The organism is Cellulomonas citrea, from assembly GCF_009829685.1.
Lineage (GTDB): Bacteria > Actinomycetota > Actinomycetes > Actinomycetales > Cellulomonadaceae > Cellulomonas > Cellulomonas citrea.
The window spans coordinates 1-13,707 of sequence record NZ_VWSD01000076.1; the positions used below are offsets into that span (position 1 = coordinate 1).

Annotated in this window: 16 protein-coding genes and 1 riboswitch; of the genes, 8 read left to right on the plus strand and 8 right to left on the minus strand. The window is 74.3% G+C overall.

Annotation, left to right across the window (positions count from 1 at the left end; genetic code table 11):
* The coding region (locus tag F2B26_RS17770; protein WP_159808824.1) for a rhodanese-like domain-containing protein at nucleotides 1–389 on the minus strand (389 nt) is incomplete at its 3' end.
* Nucleotides 390–398: 9 nt separating this feature from the next.
* Nucleotides 399–491, minus strand: a riboswitch (SAM riboswitch).
* 101 nt (nucleotides 492–592) lie between these two features.
* Between F2B26_RS17770 and F2B26_RS09785 the strand changes: the two genes are divergently transcribed.
* Nucleotides 593–1,057 (plus strand): tRNA (cytidine(34)-2'-O)-methyltransferase, encoded by a 465-nt coding sequence (locus F2B26_RS09785; protein WP_159808826.1) that lies wholly within the window; start codon nucleotides 593–595, stop codon nucleotides 1,055–1,057.
* Between the two features lie 83 nt (nucleotides 1,058–1,140).
* The gene (locus tag F2B26_RS09790; RefSeq protein ID WP_159808828.1) at nucleotides 1,141–1,614 is read left to right on the plus strand and encodes a PIN domain-containing protein; all 474 of its coding nucleotides are present in this window, start codon (nucleotides 1,141–1,143) and stop codon (nucleotides 1,612–1,614) included.
* A gap of 108 nt (nucleotides 1,615–1,722) precedes the next feature.
* Here F2B26_RS09790 and F2B26_RS09795 read toward each other — a convergent pair whose 3' ends face one another.
* Nucleotides 1,723–3,360, minus strand: coding sequence for an amidohydrolase (locus tag F2B26_RS09795; protein WP_159808830.1), 1,638 nt, complete (start codon nucleotides 3,358–3,360; stop codon nucleotides 1,723–1,725).
* Between the two features lie 152 nt (nucleotides 3,361–3,512).
* Nucleotides 3,513–4,376 carry a hypothetical protein gene (locus F2B26_RS09800; protein ID WP_159808832.1) on the minus strand — a complete coding sequence of 288 codons (864 nt, stop codon included), beginning with the start codon at nucleotides 4,374–4,376 and terminating at the stop codon, nucleotides 3,513–3,515.
* 153 nt (nucleotides 4,377–4,529) lie between these two features.
* Between F2B26_RS09800 and F2B26_RS09805 the strand changes: the two genes are divergently transcribed.
* The 4 genes from F2B26_RS09805 to F2B26_RS09820 all read left to right on the plus strand — a co-directional run bounded on the left by F2B26_RS09805 (nucleotide 4,530) and on the right by F2B26_RS09820 (nucleotide 8,298).
* Nucleotides 4,530–5,333: an IclR family transcriptional regulator gene (locus F2B26_RS09805; RefSeq protein ID WP_201292684.1), complete on the plus strand. Its 804-nt coding sequence runs from the start codon at nucleotides 4,530–4,532 to the stop codon at nucleotides 5,331–5,333.
* A 105-nt stretch (nucleotides 5,334–5,438) separates the two neighbouring features.
* Nucleotides 5,439–7,007, plus strand: coding sequence for a histidine ammonia-lyase (gene hutH / locus F2B26_RS09810; RefSeq protein WP_201292685.1), 1,569 nt, complete (start codon nucleotides 5,439–5,441; stop codon nucleotides 7,005–7,007).
* Nucleotides 7,008–7,057: 50 nt separating this feature from the next.
* Nucleotides 7,058–7,591 (plus strand): P-loop NTPase family protein, encoded by a 534-nt coding sequence (locus F2B26_RS09815; protein WP_159808836.1) that lies wholly within the window; start codon nucleotides 7,058–7,060, stop codon nucleotides 7,589–7,591.
* Nucleotides 7,592–7,695: 104 nt separating this feature from the next.
* On the plus strand, nucleotides 7,696–8,298 hold the full coding sequence (locus F2B26_RS09820; RefSeq protein ID WP_159808838.1) for an NUDIX domain-containing protein: 603 nt from the start codon (nucleotides 7,696–7,698) through the stop codon (nucleotides 8,296–8,298).
* A gap of 82 nt (nucleotides 8,299–8,380) precedes the next feature.
* Here the strand turns inward: F2B26_RS09820 and F2B26_RS09825 are convergent, their stop codons facing one another.
* The gene (locus F2B26_RS09825; protein WP_159808840.1) at nucleotides 8,381–8,701 is read right to left on the minus strand and encodes a hypothetical protein; all 321 of its coding nucleotides are present in this window, start codon (nucleotides 8,699–8,701) and stop codon (nucleotides 8,381–8,383) included.
* Nucleotides 8,702–8,720: 19 nt separating this feature from the next.
* Between F2B26_RS09825 and F2B26_RS09830 the strand changes: the two genes are divergently transcribed.
* Complete coding sequence (locus F2B26_RS09830; RefSeq protein ID WP_159808842.1) at nucleotides 8,721–10,154, plus strand: arylsulfotransferase family protein; 1,434 nt, start codon at nucleotides 8,721–8,723, stop codon at nucleotides 10,152–10,154.
* Between the two features lie 51 nt (nucleotides 10,155–10,205).
* Here the strand turns inward: F2B26_RS09830 and F2B26_RS09835 are convergent, their stop codons facing one another.
* On the minus strand, nucleotides 10,206–10,649 hold the full coding sequence (locus F2B26_RS09835) for a YkvA family protein (protein WP_159808844.1): 444 nt from the start codon (nucleotides 10,647–10,649) through the stop codon (nucleotides 10,206–10,208).
* A gap of 58 nt (nucleotides 10,650–10,707) precedes the next feature.
* Nucleotides 10,708–11,229, minus strand: a complete 522-nt coding sequence (locus F2B26_RS09840; protein ID WP_159808846.1) for a MarR family winged helix-turn-helix transcriptional regulator — start codon at nucleotides 11,227–11,229, stop codon at nucleotides 10,708–10,710.
* A gap of 113 nt (nucleotides 11,230–11,342) precedes the next feature.
* On the opposite strand from F2B26_RS09840, the gene F2B26_RS09845 reads away from it, so the two are divergent.
* Entirely contained in the window at nucleotides 11,343–12,107 is a 765-nt protein-coding gene (locus F2B26_RS09845; protein WP_159808848.1) for an SDR family NAD(P)-dependent oxidoreductase, read from the plus strand.
* A gap of 80 nt (nucleotides 12,108–12,187) precedes the next feature.
* Here F2B26_RS09845 and F2B26_RS09850 read toward each other — a convergent pair whose 3' ends face one another.
* Both F2B26_RS09850 and F2B26_RS09855 read right to left on the minus strand, forming a co-directional pair.
* Nucleotides 12,188–13,555, minus strand: coding sequence for a formimidoylglutamate deiminase (locus tag F2B26_RS09850; RefSeq protein WP_235929592.1), 1,368 nt, complete (start codon nucleotides 13,553–13,555; stop codon nucleotides 12,188–12,190).
* On the minus strand, nucleotides 13,552–13,707 hold a 156-nt coding region (locus F2B26_RS09855), incomplete at its 5' end, for a M20/M25/M40 family metallo-hydrolase (RefSeq protein WP_159808850.1). The genes F2B26_RS09850 and F2B26_RS09855, both read right to left, overlap by 4 nt.

Here is a 13,707-nt window from a genome sequence, read left to right on the forward strand (position 1 = left end):
ACCGGCGGCGGCACCGTGGTCACGTTCGACCTGGCGGTCGCCGACCCGTCGGACTGGCGCGAGGCCAAGCGGGCGACATTCGCCTTCCTGGACGCGCTGCGGGTGGTCGACCTGTCGAACAACGTGGCCGCCGCGACCGAGCGCTGCCCGGACCGGCACAGCGCGACGACGGCCCGTCCGGCCGCACCCGCCGCCTGCACCTGCGCGACGAAGTCGGGGTTGGGCGGTGAGCCGGGCACGAGGACCCAGGGCACGAACGCCGTGCCCGGCACGTCCGGGACGCCGATGTGCTGCCACTCGTCCGGTGTGCGCACATCGACCAGCAGCGCATCGGTGCTGGTCAGCAGCTCGTAGGCCTGAGCCGGGGTGAGATCGCCCGCATATGACATGGTGCTTCGCCTCCATCGGTCCTGGCGGAAGCACCCACACCCCACAGGGGCGGGTTGCTGCGGCGTCGTCGAGCCAGGTCTCTCAGCCGCTCTGGATGGTGCGGCGATGCTAGCACCGCCGTCCGGCGGCTCCGCGAGGTGTCCCGTGGCCGGTCCGACGCCCCCGTCCGGCCGTCGTCGGTGGTCCGTGGCACGATCGCCGTGTGCTGCACGTCGTGTTCGTCTCCCCCCGGATCGCCGGGAACACCGGCAACGCGATCCGGATGTGCGCGGGGACGGGGGCCGTGCTGCACCTCGTCGAGCCCCTCGGGTTCGACCTGGACGAGGCCAAGCTGCGGCGCGCGGGCCTGGACTACCACGACCTGGCGCACGTCGAGGTGCACCCGGACTTCGACGCCCTCGCCGCCGCGCTGCCCGACGCCCGGATGCTCGCCTTCACCACCGGCGCCGGTCGCTGGTTCACCGACATCGGCTGGCAGGACGGCGACGCGCTGGTCTTCGGCCCCGAGCCCACCGGCCTGTCCGACGAGGTGCTCACCCACCCCCGGATCGACGGGCAGGTCCGCATCCCGATGCTGCCGGGCCGGCGGTCGATGAACCTGTCCAACGCGGCCGCGGTGGCCACCTACGAGGCGTGGCGGCGGCTGGGGTTCACCGGCGGCGTCTAGGTGAGGGTGCAGATTGTTGCGCCGTTTGGTCGTTCTTGCCCGTTTTCTCCCCGTTCACCCTCGACGGGCCGTAGATTTCACCCATGACGTCGGTCAGCGAGCGGCTCGAGTCCCCCGTGTACGCCCGCGCGACCGGCGGCGGGGCCCAGCCTGAGTCGGCGGTCCGCTACGGGCTGCTCGACACGAGCGTCCTCGTGGCCGAGGAGGGCGCCTGGCCGCTGCTGACCAACCGCTTCCCCGAGTTCCTCTACGTCTCCCCCATCACGTTGGCCGAGCTCGAGGCGCGCGTGCTGTCCGCCCGGGACGAGCGGGTCCGGGCCCGCCGCCAGCAGACCCTCGACCTGGTCGCCGGGATGACCGTGCTGGAGATCAACGGCCAGGTCGCCAGCTGCTGGTCCTCGCTGCTCGTGCAGCTCGCGGCCCTCGGCCGGCGGCTGGACGCGAACCACCTGTGGACTGCGGCCATCGCGCACGCCTACGGCGTCGCCCTCGTCACCACGGACACCGACCTGCTGGCCCTGGCCGACCTCGACGGCCCGCTCGTCATCTCGGTCTGACAGGTCGGTCTCACCGGGCGACCTGACCGCCCGACCCGGCTGCTGCGCCCGACCGCGAGGCCGGCCGCTGCGCCCGACCGCGCGGCTCGGGCGCCTCCGCACCCCGGCTCAGGCGGTGAAGACCTCGCGGCCGTCGACCCAGGTGGACAGCGTGCGCACCGCGTGGATCTCCTCGACGTCGGCGGCGAACGGGTTGCGGTCGACGACGGCGAGATCGGCGGCCGCACCGGCCTCCAGCAGACCGGTCGCCTCGAAGCCGTGCAGGCCCGCCGACCCGGCGGTGTAGGCGTGCAGCGCCTGGCCGAGCGTGAGCGCCTCCTCGCGGACCAGTGGCTCGGGGTTGTAGTCGGGCGACTCGCGCGGCAGCGTGCGGTTGACCGCCACGTGGAGGGCGGCCCACGGGTCGGGGGTCGTCACCGGCCAGTCGGACCCGGCCGCGAACTGCGCACCGGTGGCCCACAGGGAGCCGAACGGGTACTGCCAGCCGTACCGCTGCGCGCCGAGCAGCGGCAGGTTGAGCGCGAGGTTCTGCGGCTCGTTGCTGGCCCACAGCGCCTGCATGTTGACCACGACGCCCAGCGCGGCGAACCGCGGCACGTCGTCGGGGTGCACCACCTGGACGTGCGCGAACGTGTGCCGCGGGCCGCCCGGGCCGTTGGCCGCACGCGCGCCGGCGATGGCGTCCAGGCCCTCGCGCACGGCACGGTCGCCGATGGTGTGCACGTGCACGCAGAAGCCCTCGCGGTCCAGCGCGGTGGCCACCTGCCCGAACAGCCCGGGCGGCACGAGGGAGAGCCCGGACCGGTCCGACGGCGTGCCGTCCGGCAGCAGGTACGGCTCGAGCATCCCGGCGGACAGGTTCTCCGGGATGCCGTCCTGCATGATCTTGATGCTCGACGCCCGGAACCGCGGGTGCGCGAGCGCCGCCCGGCGTTCGACGAGCTCGCTCACCTGCTCCAGGCCGCGGTCGTGGTCCCACCACAGGGCCGCGACGACCCGTGCGACCAGGTCACCGGAGCGCGCCGCGTCCAGGTAGAGCGGGCCGGTGTCGGTGTGGTTGGCGTGCTTGCCGACGATGGCGTCCTGCCAGCCGGTGATGCCGTAGGACAGCAGGTGCTGCTGGCCGCGCAGCAGCCCGGCGCGTTCGGTGGCGGCGCTGTCCGCCGGGATGTGCGCGGCCACCAGGTCGCGCGCGCCCTCGTGCAGCATCCCGGACGGTGCGCCGTGCTCGTCGCGCTCGATCCGGCCGTCGTGCGGGTCCGGGGTGCTCGCGTCGATCCCGGCCAGGCGCAGCGCCGCGGTGCTCGCCCAGACGCCGTGGTGGTCGCGGTTGGACAGCACGGCGGGCCGGTCGCCGACGACGGCGTCGAGCTCGCTGGCCAGCGGCGTCCCACCGGGGAAGGCCGCGACCTGCCAGCCACCACCGAGGATCCACGGCTCGTTGGGGTGCGCGGCGGCGTAGGCGGCGATGATCGCGAGGTACTCCTCGCGGGTGCCGGCGGCGGACAGGTCGCAGCGGGCCATCTCCAGACCGCCCTCGACGGGGTGGGCGTGGGCGTCGACGAACCCGGGCATCACCATCGCACCGGCGAGGTCGACCACCCGGGTGGCCGGAGTGAGCAGACCGTCGAGGTCCTCCCCGACGGCGAGCACCCGGCCGTCGGCCACCGCGAGCTGGGCGCGGCGGGCGGGGGCGGTGGTGCCGTCGTACACCCAGCCACCGGTGAACAGGATCTGCGCGGTCATGGTCTCTCCCCGTCGTCGTGCCACCACCGTAGTGACGCGCGACAGTCAGGATCGACGGCGTGACTGCACCGCAGACATCGAATCAGTTACGTCTAGGTAAAACGACGACGGATTTCGTGGCCTAGCCCGGGGGCCGGGATGAGCCGGAGGGGTCAGCCGAGCGGGGCGCCGCCGACGCCGGCCTGGCTCATCCGGCGGCCCAGGGCGCCCCAGTCGGCCAGCGGCGGACGCTGGTGCGGCACCTCGTCCAGCAGCGGCGCGTGCGGGTGCGACGCCTCGATCCGCTGCACGAGCGGACGGGCCGCCGCCCGGACGGTGGGCTCCGCGGACTCGGCCAGCGTGGCGACCGCCTCGGCGTAGACCCGCAGCGTCCCGGTCGCGGCGTGCGCGAGCATCCGGGTGGCACGGACCTGCCCGCGCGGGTCGAAGCCCATGAGGTGCAGACGCATGACGGCGGCGTGCCGGACGAGGGCCTCGTCGTACCCGCGCATCACGACCAGCGTCTCGCAGGCGCGCGAGGGCAGCGGGTCCTGCGCCTGCGGACCGGGCTGGAACGCCGAGAGCAGCACCGAGGTGGCCGGCAGCCCGGCCTGCTCGACCATCGCCTCGAGCACCGCGACGTCGACCGGCACCGGGTTCCTCGGGGCGTCGAACACGGTCGCCATGTCGTCCAGCAGCACCTCGACGACACCCGCGGCCGTCGGCATCATGGTGCGCGGCGCCGGCCCGGTGAGCAGCAGCCGGAGCCTGGCCCAGCGCAGCACGACCGCCGGTGGCACCTCCCCCAGCCCGGCGAGCACCACCCGGTGCGCGGTCTCGTAGCCGGACAGGCTGCGCTCGCGTGCGCGCCCGCCGTCCAGCCGGGGCGGCAGCGCCGGGGTGCCGGTGAGCAGGTGGTCGAGGGTGGCCTCGACGTCCTCCCAGGAACGCGGGCCGAAGGACGTCACCATCGTCGACAGCGAGCTGGTCCACCTCGCGGGGATCTCGACCTCACGGGTCGCCTCGGTGTGCGGCATCCTGCCTCCTGGGCTCGGGGAGCTCGTCCTGGCCCCCTGTCCTTCACCCCTGCATCGGGTGCCCGGGCCGCGGTCATGAGCCGAGTCCCTCACCCGGCCCAGCCGTGGTGGGGCGACGTGGCACCATCGACCCAGCCGAGCCAGGGAGGTGCGATGCCCGAGCGACCGGCCCCGGCGCCCCTCGGCCCCCGGATGCCCGCCCTGCGCCACGGCGTCGCGGTGCTGCGGCTGCTGGGCGCCCACCCCGGGCCGCTGCCGGCCGCCGCGGTCGCCCGCACGCTGGGCATCCCGCGGTCCTCGACGTACCAGATCCTCCAGGTGCTGGTCGACGAGGGCCTCGTCGTGCACATCCCGGAGGCGCAGGGGTACAAGCTGGCGATCGGGGTGTTCGAGCTCGGCTCGGCGTACCTGCGGCACGAGCCGCTGGAGCACCTGGCGCGTCCGCTGCTGCTGCGGGTGGTGGCCCGCAGCCGGCAGACGGTGCACCTGGGGGTGCTGTCCGGTCACGACTCGCTCTACCTGCTCAAGGAGGAGCCGAGCCGCCCGACGCACCTGGTCACCCAGGTGGGGCTGCGGTTGCCGGCGCACCTCACGGCGACCGGGCGGGCGATCCTCTCGCACCTGCCGCGGGCCCAGGTCGACGCGATCTACTCGACGGACCGGTCCTGGGCGGACTGGAACGGGCACGGCCCGCGCACCCTGCGCGAGCTGCACACCGTGCTGGCGGCCGACCATGCCCGCGGCTACGCCGTCGAGGAGGACGCGATCACCGACGGGGTGACGTGCCTGGCGGCGCCCGTGCTCGACCACACCGGGGTGGCGGTCGCGAGCGTCTCGTCCTCGTTCCGCACCGGGACGCTCACGGAGGCGGCGGTCAGTGCGCTCACCGGGGAGCTGTGCGCCGCGGCGCACCAGCTGAGCCGCCGGCTGGGCGGGGCCGAGGCGCGGACCCCCTGACCGGAGTCTGAGATCCCAGACTCCCGGTGCCGGGACGCGGTACCCCTCGCCGGCCCGACGGCGCTTCACTGGGAGCACCCCCGTCCCCGGAAGGCCCCCATGACCATGTCGTCCGCCCGCACGTCCGCCGCACCCGTCGTCCTCGGCGTCGGTGCGCTGTCCCGCGCCGACGTCGTCGCGGTGGCACGCGAGGGTGCACCCGTCCGGCTCGGCGAGGACGCGCTGACCGCGATGGCCGCCGGCCGGGACGTCATCGACGCGCTGGCCGCCGACACCGTCCCGCACTACGGGGTGTCCACCGGGTTCGGTGCGCTGGCCTCGACGAGCATCCCGGCCGAGCGTCGGGTGGACCTGCAGCGCTCGCTCGTGCGCTCGCACGCCGCCGGGTCCGGCCCGCACGTCGAGACCGAGGTGGTCCGGGCGCTCATGCTGCTGCGGCTGTCCACCCTGACCACCGGGCACACCGGGGTGCGACCCGTCGTCGGCAGCACCTACGCGGCGATGCTCGACGCGCACCTGAGCCCCGTCGTGCACGAGTACGGGTCGCTCGGCTGCTCCGGCGACCTCGCACCGCTCGCGCACTGCGCCCTGGCCGCGACCGGTGAGGGTGAGGTCGTCGGGCCGGACGGGGTGCAGCGGCCCGCGGCCGAGGCGCTGGCCGCGGCCGGCATCGACCCGCTCACGCTCGTCGAGAAGGAGGGCCTGGCCCTCATCAACGGCACCGACGGGATGCTCGGCATGCTCGTCCTGGCCCTCGCGGACCTCGAGGAGCTGGTGAGTGTCGCCGACCTGGCCGCCGCCATGACCATCGAGGCGCTGCGCGGCACCGACGCCGTGTTCGCCGCCGATCTGCAGGCGCTGCGCCCGCACCCGGGGCAGGCCGCCTCGGCCGCGAACCTGCGCTCGGTGCTCGCCGGCTCGTCGCTCGTCGCGCACACCGGGACCAGCGCGTTCGTCCGGGTGCAGGACGCGTACTCGCTGCGCTGCTCCCCGCAGGTGCACGGTGCGGCGCGCGACACCATGGCGCACTGCGCCACCGTGGCCGACCGCGAGCTCGCCTCGGCCGTCGACAACCCCGTCATCACCGACGACGGGCGGCTGGAGTCCAACGGCAACTTCCACGGCGCACCCGTCGCCTACGCGCTGGACTTCCTCGCCATCCCGGTGGCGGACCTGGCGAGCATGAGCGAACGACGCACCGACCGGATGCTCGACACCGCCCGCTCGCACGGGCTCACGCCGTTCCTGGCCGACGACCCGGGCGTCGACTCCGGGCACATGATCGCCCAGTACACCCAGGCCGGGCTGGTCGCCGAGCTCAAGCGGCTCGCGGTGCCGGCCTCGGTCGACTCGCTGCCGTCCTCGGCCATGCAGGAGGACCACGTGTCCCTCGGCTGGTCCGCCGGACGCAAGCTGCGCCGCGCGGTCGACGGGCTGCGCCAGGTGCTCGCCATCGAGATCCTGTCCGCCGCACGCGCCCTCGACCTGCGCGAACGTGCCGGCGAACCGGCACCGTCGGCGGCGTCCGCCGCGGTGCGGGCCGTGCTGCGCACGAAGGTGCCCGGGCCCGGACCGGACCGCTACCTGGCGCCGGAGATCGCCGCGGCCGTCGACCTGGTGCGCGACGGGCAGCTGCTCGCCGCCGCCCGGGCCACGGGGGCGCTGCCGCACTGAGGGCGCGGGGCGGGCGGGCCCACCGGCACGCCTTTGGCAGGATGGCTCGGATGCGACGCTCGCGGCTGCACGTGACCGGTGCGAGCGGCTGCGGGACCACCACGCTCGCGCGGGCCGTGGCGGACGCCTGGGCCGTGCCGCACGCCGACGCCGACGACTACTTCTGGTTGCCGACCGACCCGCCGTACCGGGACGCGCGACCGGCGGCCGACCGGCTCGCCCTGATGGAGCAGGTCTTCCTGCCGCGCGAAGCCTGGGTGCTGTCCGGCTCGGTGCTGGGCTGGGGCGACGACGTGGTGGCGCGCTGCGACGCCGTCGTCTTCCTCACGCTCGACCCCGCGGAGCGGCTGCGTCGTCTCGAGGCGCGCGAGATCGTGCGTCGCCAGCGAGGCCCGATCGACAGCGCGGAGCACGAGGCGTTCCTCACCTGGGCTCGGGGTTACGACGACCCGAGCTTCGAGGGGCGCAGCCGCGCAGCCCACGAGCAGTGGCTGAGGACGCTGACCTGTCCGGTGCTCCGCCTCGACAGCGCAGCGACACGGGATGAGCTGCGGCGCGCGGTGCTCGACTGGGTGCCGTCGTAGAGAGCCCAGGCGGTCGCTGCCCGGATCCCGCCGCCACCCCGGGCCTCCTCGGTCCAGCCGTGAGGGCGCCGCGTGACGCCAGGCGCGTCGCTACGGTGGACCGCGTGCCAGCCGGAGCCCGTCGTGTCGATCCGCAGGGCTTCGCGACCGCGGCCGAGGCCCTGGCGGGTGACCTTGCCTCCTGGCGGCCCGCCGACGCGCAGACCGAGGCGTGGCGGAGCGACTGCCTGGACCTGCTCCTGGCCGAGGGCGGCGCCGCGCTGGACCGGGAGCGGCGCCGGGAGCACGTCACCGCGAGCTGCTTCGTCCTGGCCGACGACCTGTCGCACGTGCTCCTCACCCTGCACCGCAAGATCGGTCTCTGGCTCCAGCTGGGCGGCCACGTCGAGCCCGAGGACGCGAGCGTGCCCCGGGCCGCCCGCCGTGAGGCGCGCGAGGAGTCCGGGATCAGCGGGCTCGAGCTCGTCGCGCGACGTCCGGCCGACCTGGAGCGCCAGGACGTCGGGCACGCCCTGTCCGGGTGCTCGGTGCACTGGGACCTCCAGTACGTCGCCCTCGCCGACCGCGACGCCCCGATCACCGTGAGCGACGAGAGCGACCGGGTCGAGTGGTGGCCCGTCGCCCACCTGCCGGAGAGGGTGCCGGTGACGTTCCAGGCTCGGGTCGAGCGAGTTGTGCGAGAGGCGTCGCGACTCGCTCCACGGTGACGTTCCCGCCCACTCGCGCGCAGGGCACCCTTCTCACCTGCGCAAACACGAGGGGAAGAGCCGTCGCCCGATTGCCAGGAAGTCACAGGTGGCGCACAGAGAGCGCCGCTACCTTCCCGGCCGTGAAGACCTCCCGCGGACCGCTTGTCGCGTCGTCCCTCGCCCTCACGCTCACGTTGGCTGCGTGCACCGGCGGCTCCGCCGCACCGGACGCCTCCGGGTCGGCCGCGCCGACCGGCTCGTCGAGCGGCGCGCTGTGCGCCTCGAGCAACGCGCCGGTCACCGAGTCGGCGACGAGCGCCTCCGGCAGCGCCACGGCGACCGCGTCGTCGACACCGTCCACGACCCCGTCGGCGAGCAGCACCGCGGCCAGCGCATCGTCGGACACGTGGAGCTTCGTCACCGAGCCGGACCTGCAGCCGGTGAAGCTGCAGGTGCTCACCAACACCCTCACCGACACGTCGGGCTACCTCTTCACCGCGCCCTACGGACCGAGCGCCCCCTCGTCCGAGGTCGGCGCCACCATCACCGCGCTGGACGGCACCCCGGTGTGGTTCAAACCGGTGCCCGGATCGAGCATGGCGAACCTCGGGCTGCGCGTGCAGCAGTACCAGGGCAAGCCGGTGCTCACGACGTGGCAGGGCACCGCCGCCGGCTCCCCCGGGTACCAGAACCTGCCGATGGCCGCCCCCGAGCCGGGCGCCTGCTTCTACATCTACGACCAGACCTACACCGTCATCAAGACGGTGAGCGCGGTCGACGGCTGGACGGCCGACCTGCACGAGTTCGTGCTGACGCCGCAGGGGACGGCGCTGTTCCTCACCTTCAGGACGGTCGCGAAGGACCTCACCGAGTTCGGCGGCCCGAAGGACGGCTACGTCGGCGACTACGGGATCCAGGAGATCGACCTGGCGACCGACGAGCTCGTCTTCTCCTGGGACATGCTCGACCACATCAGCCTCAAGGACTCCTACGAGACCGCCGCGAGCGCCAACTCGACCGACGGCAACGTGTGGGACGTCTACCACCCGAACTCCCTGGACATCGGCCCGAATGGCGAGCTGCTGGTGTCCCTGCGCAACATGTGGGCCGGGTACGCGGTCGACCGCAGCACCGGCGACATCCAGTGGCAGCTCAACGGCCAGCAGCAGCCCGACGAGACGTGGCCGCACATCACCCCGACCACGGACGCGGCGTTCTCCTGGCAGCACATGCTGCGGTTCCGCGGCACGAACCAGATCTCCCTGTTCGACGACGCCTGCTGCGGCACGGCCGCCGACGGCACCGACGAGGCCGCGCAGGGCCAGTCCCGCGGCCTGGTGCTCAACCTTGACCTCGCCACCAGGACGGCCTCCGTCGCGACGACGATGTACCACGACCCCTCGCTGTCGGTGAGCAGCCAGGGCAGCGTGGAGCAGCTGCCCAGCGGCGACTGGTTCGTCGGCTGGGGCATCCAGCCGTCCATCTCGCAGTTCGGCGCGACCGGCAACACCGCGAGCACGCCGTCGTCGAACCTGCTCTACGAGGCCACGATCGGCGGCGGTCTGTTCTCGTACCGCGCGTTCCGGGACACCTGGGTCGGCACCCCGTCCGCGCCGCCCAAGACGGTCGCCCGCACCTCGGACGGGAAGACCACCGTGTACGCCTCGTGGAACGGCTCGACGCAGACGGCGGCGTGGCAGGTGCTGGCGGGCAGCAGCGCATCCGACCTCACGGTCGTCGTGCCGACGACGCCGCGCAGCGGGTTCGAGACCTCGGTCACCGTTCCCGGGAGCGCGCAGTACTACCAGGTCAAGGCGCTCGACAGCACCGGCACGGTCATCGGGACCTCGGCGGCGGTCGCGGTCTCGTCCTAGCCGGGTGAGGCCGGAGCACCTCCCACGCGCAGGAACCTGCGGTGGGGGTGCTCAGGCGGCGCGGCCCCGGGACGCCCCGGGGCCGCGCTGACCCGACGCGCCCGCCAGGCTGAGCACCGCGACGAGCCCGTCCGGTGTGCCGGGCCAGTGCCGGGCGACGGCGTCGGGCCCGGCCCGCCGGACGACGGAGCGGAGCACCAGTGCGACGACCACCACGTCGTCGGCGTAGCCGAGCACTGGGACGACGTCCGGGACCAGGTCGATCGGCGAGGCCAGGTAGGCCAGCAGCAGCCACAGCCGCACCCGCACCCCGCGCGGCAGGGTCGGGTCGGCGGCCAGGCGGCGCAACAGCCGCAGCAGGTCGGGCAGCAGCCGCAGCAGCGCACGGATGCCGGGCGCATCGGGCCGTGCGACCCACAGCACGACGACGAGCACCAGCCACAGCACGAGGACGCCACCGGCGACGCCGACCAGCGACCAGGCCCAGTCCGGCATCCGCGCTCCGTTCGGCGTTCGACGTTCGGCCGTCCCGGTCAGCCTACGGACCGAGCTGTCACGCCTCGCTCGCGCCGTCCGGCTGCGGGCCGCTCGGTGGGGTCGCGCCGGTCCGGTCGCCGTCGGCCACGGCCTGACGGCCGAGCGCGGCGGCAAGATCGCCCAGGCCGGCGGTGAGTGCCGCGAGCTGCTGGAGGGACCACCCGGCCGTCGCGGCGTCGACGATCTCGTCACCGCCCCGGTACAGCTCGGTGGCGGCCGCACGACCCTGCGCGGTGAGGGTGAGCACGGCGTTGCGCTGGTCGGGCCCGCGCGTCGACCGCAGGTAGCCGAGCCCCTCGAGGCGGGCGCAGATCTTGCTCGTCGTCGGGGCGCTCGTGCCGAGCAGCTGCCCGAGCGCGCGCTGGTTGAGGCCGGGGTCGCCCCCGATGTGCCAGAGCGCGCGCACCTGGGACCAGGTGAGCCGCAGCCCGTGCCCGCGCGCGACCTCGACCGCCAGGTGGTGCGAGTCCAGCAGCCGGGTGATCTCGAACAGGTGCGTGGCCAGGGCGGACGACGGGGTGAGCGGGACGTCGGGCACATGTCCACTATCGGGGCAAGGACATACAGTTGCCAACGGCAACTGATTGCCATCCCTCAGGGTCCGGGCGCTGCGACGTCCGGATGACGCGGTCCCAATGGAGGAGAACCGACATGGCTGACCTGACAGGCAAGAGCATCATCGTCACCGGCGCGGGCCAGGGCATCGGCCTGGCGCTCGCGGAGCACTTCGCGCAGTCCGGTGCCTCGATCGCGATCGTCGAGTACAACCCGCAGACGGCCGAGGTCGCCGAGCAGACGCTGCGCGCCAAGGGTTACCGCGCGTTCGCCGAGACCGCCGACGTGCGCAGCCGCGACGACATCGCCCGGGTCGTGGCCCGCACGATGAGCGAGTACGGGCGCATCGACGGCCTGGTGAACAACGCCCAGATCGCCATCAACGGCGTCCCGTTCATCGACCACACCGACGCCCAGCTCCAGGACTCGGTCGAGAGCGGCGCGTTCGGCTCGATCCGGTTCATGCAGGCCGTCTTCCCGCACATGAAGGCGGCCGGCGGCGGCAGCATCGTCAACGTGACGTCCTCCACCTCGCTGCAGGGCTTCGCCGGCGGGCTCGGCTACGTGGCCAGCAAGGGCGCGATCATGGCGATGACCCGCACGGCCGCGCGCGAGTGGGGCCAGCACAACATCCGGGTCAACGCCTACGCCCCCTCGGCGATGACGCCGGCCTCGAAGGCGTTCTCCGAGGCCCAGCCGGAGCAGTTCCAGGCCATCATGGCGACGATCCCGTTCGGCCGCCTCGGCGACCCGATGACCGACGTCGCGCCCGCGGTCGCCTTCCTGCTGTCCGACGACTCGAGCTTCGTCACCGGCCAGATGTACGCGATCGACGGCGGGCAGTACATCAGCCCCCTGTGATCGAGGCCGCGGGCGCCGCACCGGGACCTGACCCGGTGCGGCGCCCGCGCCATGTCAGCCGTGCGACGCCGGTACGGAACTCACGCGCGCAGCGCCCGCGCCAGCAGCTCGGCCGGGTCGTCGGTGCCGTCGACCGGCCGCACCAGCCGCCCGTCCGAGACCCGCGCGCTTCCCCCGACGACCACCCGACGCACGTCCGCCGCGCTCGCGACCAGGGCGAACGCCTGCGGGTCGGCACCGACGGTGCGCACCGAGGCCTCGTCCAGCTCGACCAGGTCGGCCGGCTCGCCGACCCGCAGCGCACCGCCGCGCAGACCCAGGCTGCGGTGCCCCGCCGGGCCGAGCGCCCGGGTGAGCTCGTCGGGCGCGAACACCCCGCGCCGGCGGCGGGCCAGGCGTTCGCCCATCTCCAGCCCGCGGGCCTCGGCGAACGGGTCGAGGACGGCGTTCTGGTCCGAGCCGAGCGCCACCGCGCACCCGGCATCGACGAGCCGCCGCGCCGGGCCGATGCCGTCCCCGAGGTCGGCCTCCGTCGTCGGGCACATGACGACGGTCGCGCCGACGCCGCCCAGCAGCGCGATGTCGGCGTCGGTGAGGTGCGTGGCGTGCACGACGGACACCCGGCCCAGCAGCCCGGTCCGGGCGAGCAGGCCGGTGGGCGTCACACCGTGCACCCGCAGGCAGTCCTCGTTCTCGGCGGGCTGCTCGGACAGGTGCACGTGCAGCGGGACGTCGGCGGGCAGCTGCTCGGCGATCAACGCCATGGCGTCCGGCGGGACGGCGCGCACCGAGTGCACCGCCGCGCCCAGCACGAGACCGCCGGACGAGAGCCCGGCGCGCACCGACGGCTCGCCGCCCGCACCCCCGAGCGCCTCCCGCAACCCGGCCCACCGTTCGAGCCAACCCTCCGCGCTCCCGTCACCGAACCGCATCTGCGCCCCGGCCAGCGCGACCCCCGGCCCACCCGCGAGGTAGCAGGTGTCGAGCAGCGTGAGCCGCAGGCCGACCTCGGCCGCGGCCTCGACCACCGCACGTTCCATGGCGTGGTCGGCGTACGGCCGCCCGTCGGGCCGGTGGTGCAGGTAGTGGAACTCCCCGACGGCCGTCCAGCCCGCGGCGAGCATCTCGGCGAAGACCGCGACCGCGAGCGCCCGGTAGCTCACGGGGTCGAGCCGCGCCGCCTCGGCGTACATCGCCTCGCGCCAGCGCCAGAAGTCGCCGCCGTCGCCGTGGGTGCGCCCGCGCAGCGCCCGGTGGAACAGGTGCGAGTGCGCGTTCGCCGCCCCGGGGACGACGAGACCGGCCCGGTCCTGCCCCGGCACCGGTTCGGTGCCGGCCTCCACGGCGGTGAGCACACCCGCGTCGTCCCAGGTCAGCCGCACACCGTGCCGGACCACGCCGTCGACCAGCGCCGTCGCGCACCACAGCCCGTGCGCGACGCCGGTCACGACAGCCCCGCGAGCACGGTCGCGAGCGCCGCCGCGCCGGCCCGCACGTCGTCGTCCTCGCAGGCCTCGTCGGGGGCGTGCGAGACGCCGGTCGGGTTGCGGACGAAGAGCATGGCGGCCGGGGCGTGCGCGGCCACGACGGCCGCGTCGTG

Excerpts from the sequence above, each read along its gene's own strand:
- F2B26_RS09790 (WP_159808828.1), top strand. The coding sequence starts at position 1,141 with ATGACGTCGGTCAGCGAGCGGCTCGAGTCCCCCGTGTACGCCCGCGCG.
- F2B26_RS09795 (WP_159808830.1), bottom strand. The coding sequence starts at position 3,360 with ATGACCGCGCAGATCCTGTTCACCGGTGGCTGGGTGTACGACGGCACC.
- F2B26_RS09800 (WP_159808832.1), bottom strand. The coding sequence starts at position 4,376 with ATGCCGCACACCGAGGCGACCCGTGAGGTCGAGATCCCCGCGAGGTGG.
- F2B26_RS09805 (WP_201292684.1), top strand. The coding sequence starts at position 4,530 with ATGCCCGAGCGACCGGCCCCGGCGCCCCTCGGCCCCCGGATGCCCGCC.
- hutH (WP_201292685.1), top strand. The coding sequence starts at position 5,439 with ATGTCGTCCGCCCGCACGTCCGCCGCACCCGTCGTCCTCGGCGTCGGT.
- F2B26_RS09815 (WP_159808836.1), top strand. The coding sequence starts at position 7,058 with ATGCGACGCTCGCGGCTGCACGTGACCGGTGCGAGCGGCTGCGGGACC.
- F2B26_RS09835 (WP_159808844.1), bottom strand. The coding sequence starts at position 10,649 with ATGCCGGACTGGGCCTGGTCGCTGGTCGGCGTCGCCGGTGGCGTCCTC.
- F2B26_RS09845 (WP_159808848.1), top strand. The coding sequence starts at position 11,343 with ATGGCTGACCTGACAGGCAAGAGCATCATCGTCACCGGCGCGGGCCAG.